The sequence below is a fragment of the Pseudolactococcus yaeyamensis genome (assembly GCF_054658615.1).
In genome coordinates, this window is the sequence record NZ_BAAGGP010000117.1 from 1 (window position 1) to 6528 (window position 6528).

Below are 6528 nucleotides of genomic sequence, written 5' to 3' on the forward strand. Positions count from 1 at the left end.
GCGGATCTGTGACGCTTTCTAAATACGCGTAGATTTCGTACATCATGAACTCCCTTAATAGCTTTTCTTTTACTTTAACATAAATAGAGATACTAGGGAACTATTTATTTCATGCGTTTGTCGTGCTCAAAAGGTCAGTCATCAAATCATCTCGTTGACTTTTTTAACCGCCTTATATCAGATTGGTTAGCATCAAAAATGACCACCAAAGGTTAGATGTTATACCCAACTTTCAGAGGTCATCACTATCCCAAATGAGACATTGACTAACGATGCCAATCATCTAGACTTCAAAATAATCAAGATAGCCAAAACAGCAAAACTCAAGATTGGAATTGTTAAGATATCAATCAACAAGACATCGAAAATTTTATTTTGTCGGACGCTGACAGGCTTGTCATAATTTCGTGAAATGATTCCTAACATGTAGAGACCACTAAGCAGCAGGACAAAACCGGCTGATATCAACAAAGATTTAAGATAGATAGCTAAAATAGCTTGCATTAAAGAAAACTCCCCATTTCGAGATTTTTAGTGTGACGTGCGAGAAAGGCTTTCGTTCTCGGTTGTTTAGGCGCGTAAAAGACGTCTTCTGGCGTGCCAGATTCGATGATTTTCCCCTGTTCTAAAAAAATCACCTTGGTTGCCACATGATAGACAAAATCCATCTCGTGACTGACGATAATCATAGTTTGACCTGATTTGGCAGCCTGAACGATTGATTCTTGTACTTCGCTAACCAATTCTGGGTCAAGGGCTGATGTTGGCTCATCTAGGAGCAGTAACTCCGGTTGCATAGCCAATGCTCTCGCAAGACCAACGCGCTGTTTTTGGCCACCAGATAAAAATTTCGGATAATAATCAATACGATCTGATAAGCCAACCTTAGCTAACTCTTGTACGGCTAATGCTACTGCGGTTGCTCTATCTAGTTTTTTGACTTGAATTAAGCCTTCTATGACATTCTCAAGTGCTGTCCGACGCTCAAATAAATTGAACTGCTGGAAAACCATGGCAGTCTTACGGCGAAGGCTCAAGATGTCAGTTTTACTAATGGTCGCAAAATCGAGATGTAAGTCATCAATGTCAATCTGACCTGAATCTGGTGCTTCCAAATAATTAATCGATCGCAAAAAAGTTGATTTCCCCGCACCAGATGCCCCAATTAGTGCAATCACATCACCCGGCTCAACCTCTAATGAGATATCATTCAAGACGACTGTGTCGCCAAATTTCTTAGATAGATTTGAAAGTTTGATGGTCATATCGCATTTCCTCCACCATTATCTACATAGCCGTGTTCAAAAGGATTTTCGGTTTGAATCAAGCGACTTTTATTTTTTTGTTTCGGTGTAATCTGTAATTTCCGTTCTAATAATCTAATCAAGTTTTCGAAGACGAGGTTAATCGCCCAATAAACGAGCGCAACGGCGAGGTAGCTTTCGAAAACACGGAAACTAGAGCCACCGATGATTTTAGCTTCGGCGGTCATCTCAATCACCCCTGCCACAAAGGCAAGTGATGTCCCTTTGAGTAAGCCCATCAACGCATTGCCAAGTGGTGCTACCGCAACTGTTGCTGCTTCTGGCAATGTCACACGCTTAAAAACTTGAAAATTAGTCATACCGAGTGATTTTGCTGCCTCAATCTGACCAACATCGACAGACTCAATCGCTGCACGTATCGTTTCAGAATTATAAGCTGCCTCATTAAAAGCAAAGGTTAAAATGACAAAAAGCATCGGCGAAATATCATTGATATTATAAGCCGTGCCATAATTAAGGTTAATCGCTTTGAGAATCAAAGGAATGCCAGTATAAGTCAATAAAAGTTGCACATAAATCGGCGTCCCGCGAATAAAACTAACTGCGAGCGCACGTATTTGGTCTAAAACAGGAATTCGATTTAGCTTGATTAAGGCTAAAAGTAAGCCTAAAACAAGGCCTATCGCCATGGCAATCAAGGTGATAATAAAGGATGTTGGAACCCGACTGATGATAGGTTTAAAGGCACTAATAAAGGCATTCCAGTTAAAAATCTTGTCAAAAAACATGGTCCAGAACTCAGTAAACGTGTACTGCCCTTTGACCGTGACACTTACAATCACAATTGCTAACACAAAGACTGCCAATATCCCGAAGGCTATTTTGCTTGCTTTTTTCATGGTATATCAAAACTTTCTATACTTTTTTGAGCTGATGACGATGACACCCTTTTTATAATTCAGATTATTTATAGGCATCAGCTGATGGCACAAAATTACCACCAAAATATTTTTCTGATAACTCTTTGAGTGTACCATTTGCCTCTAGCTTTTTCAAGACCTTGTCAACCTTAGTTTTCAATTCCTTGCCTTGTGCATCCTTGGTAAATAAGAAATACTCAAAACCATCGTGAGAATCTGTTGATTCTGAGGCGATATTGACCACCTTCAAATCGTCCACCCCCTTATCCTTGATAATTGTTTTAAGCGAAATCGCATCGTATAAAAGAAAATCTATCTTTCCAGAGTCAACATCTGCTAATCGGCTAGCTGTTGGATAACTACCATCGACATAGTTAAGTTTAACTTGTTTATCCGGATTTGCCTCATTATATTTGGATAAAATGGTGGTGTAATTTGCTGATGGAAGTACTTCTGTAGTTTTTCCAGCTAAATCACCCAAGGTTTTGACTTTAACATCTGACTTCACAGCAAAAGCATTATTCGATTTAGACAAGGGGGCTGAGAAGTAATACTTTTCAGCTCGTTCTTCTCGCCAACCAATATCATTAGCCGCAAACTGATAGCGACCTGAGTCTACACCTGCAATCACACTATCAAAGTCAGTCACTTCTACTTTGAGTTTATATTCTGGTAATTCTTTAAATACCGCACGCGCCACTTCAATGTCATAACCTGTCGGTTGATCATTCTCAGAAAAAGTGAAGGGTTTCGTATCTGCATCGGTTGCAACTGTAATAGTCGTAACTTTGTCATTTTTTGAAGTATCGGATGTCGCAGTTGATGACGATTTACCGCAAGCTGCAAGGGCAACTGCTGCACTTAAAATTAAACCTGACACGATTATTTTTTTATATTTTTTCATCAAAAAAATCCCCTTTTTCTATTCATTAAGATATTTTTATTTTATCATACTTCATTTGTCTGCATCATCATGAAAGATTATGGCCGCCATAAAAAAAATAAAACCCCGGAGGATTTTATTTCTTATCTTAATATTTTGGCTAAATTTTCTGCTCTCTCAACTTGCCAATTAGCATGCCTAGACTCAGCAATGCAATGACGAACAATAGCTGAATACCAAAGCCTTTATAAAGTGCCATTTTTTGCGAGGCATTGAAAGTCGTCTGATAACCAATGAGTTCATTCGTCACTTCATACCAATAGACCGGTAAAAATTGCGTTATTTTTTTAATAGCAGGACTTAAGACAGATAGTGGGACAAACACCCCACAGAGAAACCCCATCCCCAACGCAAGAACATTGGTGACACTTGAGATGATATTGACCCTTTGGATAAGTTTACTCATCAAGAATGAAAGTGCCAACGAAACCAAGATCATCAAGCCGACATTGAGCAAATAATAGGGGAGGTTAGGGTCTGCCAAAAATGTCTTGGTACTTAAAATAATCGGTAGTGCAACCCCACAAATCAACCATAGACCAGTACCGATGACTCCTGCACCTAGCATGAGCTGTAAATTCATAGACCGATAAGAAACTGGAGCGCAAAGCATTCTTCTTTTCTTATCTGGTTCCGCATAGATGATTAAGATGATGCCGAGCGAATAGCTGGTCATAGAAATCAAAATATAAGGCAGATATTGGAAAAGGTAATTATGGTAGGGCATTTCACCACCACTTTTATTTTGGGCAATCAGCGTGACTCTGGACTTTTGGCTGTCATAGCGCTGAACTTTTTGAACGGCTTGCGCCACAGTGTCACCACTTTCATGAAGGACTTTAACACTTCTTAGAAATTGGTCTACTTGACTGGTCACATAGGTACTATCAAATCCTGGTTTATTAATCAGGGTTAAGGGTGTTTGCTTGTCAAAATAGTCTTTTTCAAAGCCTTTAGGAATTTTGATGACACTGTAAACATTACTATAATAGAGATTTTCTTGAATCATATCAGGAGTACTGATAGTCAAATCTTTTTTAACACTTTGTGTTTTTTCAAGATAGTTCACCAGATTTTTAGAAAGTTCACTCTGATCTTTATCCTCTATCGCAATGCGTGTGCTCATGCTTTTGAAGGTAGATGTTGGTTGATTATCCCCATTGATAATTGGGTCATAACAGCTATAGCTATGAAAATAACAAGATAGAGACTAACAGATTTGGCATCTCGTTTGAGTAAAAGTAGAAATCCTTTAAATACTGTCATAACGCTCCCTCCTTAATAGACTAAAAGCTAAGGCAATACAGACGACACTCATTATCGCCAAGGTCCACATATCTCTAGCATAGCGAGCTGGATTATCATAGACACTCAAACAATAAAAGGCATCAGACAAAAGTGCGGCAGGATTAATACGATTGAGTAGAGGGAAGTACTTTTCGACAATAATCCCCATATTTTCAAACATCAGACCCGCAAAAAATGACGGTACCAAAGTCAAAACAACGGTCAATCCCATTTTTAGATTTCTTGAGGCGTGATTAGAGGCACCTAATACGATACCTAAGGAAACACCAATCACACAGCCCATCAGTACCGTCACAATAATTCCTAACATATTATCGCCTAAACTAATGCCAAATCCTTTCGTAATATAAAGCGTTAATAGCAAGACACTGACAAAATCAACCGCCAAAATCGTTATGAAATCAACTAAAATCAAAGTAAGTTTTGGCGTTGGCGAAATACTTCTTCTTGCACCCAAGGCAGAAAGATTGGCTTGAGTTTCAAAGCTATTGTTCACGCCTAAAAAGATACCTGACAAACAAGCGTAAGCAATTAGTGCAAAAAAGTATTGCATAAAGCTCGACGTTGTTTTACCATTAGGCGCCACAGCTTTAACAGCTGGTTTCAAATCAGACATTGCAGCAATAGCTGCAGGGAGGTTTTCAGGATGTGCTTTAGCAATATCGGAAATCATGGCGACATTTTTATTGTAGCTGTCCAAAATTACCTTTAAAATACTAGCATTTAGATTAGATCTGGTCACCGTCAGGCTTAACGCCTGATCAAGATAAAATAAACCGCTAATTTTGCCATCCGCTAATTTTTCTTTGGCTACTTTTTCTGTTGGGTAAGCCTTAATCGTAATCAATTTTTCCTTTTGCATCTCAGTTAGGAAAGCTTTTTGTGTTTCTGCCTGAACTGACTGATTGCTTACAACCATGGCAATCGGAATTTCGGTTGCGATTTCATCATGCTTAGCTAAATTCCCAAAAGCCATGAAGAAAAAAGTACCTAAAATCATGGGAAAAGCAATCGTCCAAAAGAGAATTGTCCGATCTCCCAGAGTTTGTTTTAAGCGATATATCAATAAATGTCTCATGCTTGTTCCTCCCTCCTATGCTTTGTTTTTACTTGTTTCATATGTCATTATCATCCACCTACCATCAATCTCGGAGCTGCTTGCCAGTGATTTCTAAAAAGACATCGTTCAATGTTGGCAACTCTGACAAAACACGACCAAATGCAATATCCTGTTCCTGCAGATAATCAAGAATCCGCACCAGATTGTGCTGAGAAACCGTACAGCGAATCATCAAAGCTCGCCCCTGATAAATCAAATCTAGCACATTCGGTAAACTATGAATGGCTGCTAAATCAGTTTCTTCTAAAACAATGTCATCTATGTTAATCGTTTCACCGACCTTAAGTAAGCCTTTCAACTCCTCACTTGAGCCTTGCGTAATCACGCGACCATGGTCAATAATGGCAATCCTTGTGCAGATTTGTTCCACTTCTTCCATATAGTGAGAAGTATAAATCACAGTTGACCCTTGACGATTCAACTCTTGAATGCCTTCTAAAATATTATTGCGACTTTGAGGGTCGACAGCTACTGTCGGCTCATCTAAAATAATGAGTTTGGGTTTATGCGCAATACCACAAGCAATATTCAAGCGACGTAATAAGCCGCCTGATAATTTTTTAGGAAACATTTTGACATAATCTGACAGTCCAACAAACTCAACGGCTTCCTTAACCAATTCTTGTCGTCTTGACTTATCCTTCACATACAGACCACAAAAATAGTCAATATTTTCATAAACTGTCATCTGCTCAAAAACAGCGACATTTTGCATGACAATCCCAATCTCTTGTTTGATGTCATAGCTATCAACGCGCATCGGTTTCCCGAAAATCGTGATGTCTCCCTTATCATATTTCAGCAAGGCTAACAAACAGTTAATCGCAGTCGTTTTGCCCGATCCGTTAGCCACTGGTATTTAAAGAAAACAGTTTCCTTTGTCTATTCTATTACTTTATCAATGCCACGATTTCCTGTTCTTGTTCCGCAAAGCGAAACACAATTGTGATTTCCTTGTTCTCATGGATATAA

Annotated in this window: 8 protein-coding genes; all 8 read right to left on the reverse strand. The window is 38.9% G+C overall.

The window, feature by feature from the left end; translation table 11 throughout:
• Nucleotides 1-279: 279 nt before the first annotated feature.
• The gene (locus ACYQ21_RS14285) at nt 280-504 is read right to left on the reverse strand and encodes a DUF4059 family protein (RefSeq protein WP_460059239.1); all 225 of its coding nucleotides are present in this window, start codon (nt 502-504) and stop codon (nt 280-282) included.
• On the reverse strand, nt 504-1265 hold the full coding sequence (locus ACYQ21_RS14290) for an amino acid ABC transporter ATP-binding protein (RefSeq protein WP_460059241.1): 762 nt from the start codon (nt 1263-1265) through the stop codon (nt 504-506). Before ACYQ21_RS14290 ends, ACYQ21_RS14285 begins: the two co-directional genes overlap by 1 nt.
• A complete protein-coding gene (locus ACYQ21_RS14295) occupies nt 1262-2164 on the reverse strand; it encodes an amino acid ABC transporter permease (RefSeq protein ID WP_460059243.1) in 903 nt (300 codons plus the stop codon). The genes ACYQ21_RS14290 and ACYQ21_RS14295 overlap by 4 nt, the downstream gene beginning before the upstream one ends.
• A 64-nt stretch (nt 2165-2228) precedes the next feature.
• Nucleotides 2229-3089 (reverse strand): transporter substrate-binding domain-containing protein, encoded by an 861-nt coding sequence (locus ACYQ21_RS14300; RefSeq protein ID WP_460059244.1) that lies wholly within the window; start codon nt 3087-3089, stop codon nt 2229-2231.
• Between the two features lie 139 nt (nt 3090-3228).
• Entirely contained in the window at nt 3229-4254 is a 1026-nt protein-coding gene (locus ACYQ21_RS14305) for an ABC transporter permease (protein ID WP_460059246.1), read from the reverse strand.
• A complete protein-coding gene (locus ACYQ21_RS14310) occupies nt 4251-4394 on the reverse strand; it encodes a hypothetical protein (RefSeq protein WP_460059248.1) in 144 nt (47 codons plus the stop codon). The genes ACYQ21_RS14305 and ACYQ21_RS14310 overlap by 4 nt, the downstream gene beginning before the upstream one ends.
• Nucleotides 4381-5514: an ABC transporter permease gene (locus ACYQ21_RS14315; protein WP_460059249.1), complete on the reverse strand. Its 1134-nt coding sequence runs from the start codon at nt 5512-5514 to the stop codon at nt 4381-4383. Before ACYQ21_RS14315 ends, ACYQ21_RS14310 begins: the two co-directional genes overlap by 14 nt.
• A gap of 64 nt (nt 5515-5578) precedes the next feature.
• Nucleotides 5579-6409: an ABC transporter ATP-binding protein gene (locus ACYQ21_RS14320; protein ID WP_460059250.1), complete on the reverse strand. Its 831-nt coding sequence runs from the start codon at nt 6407-6409 to the stop codon at nt 5579-5581.
• Between the last annotated feature and the right edge of the window lie 119 nt (nt 6410-6528).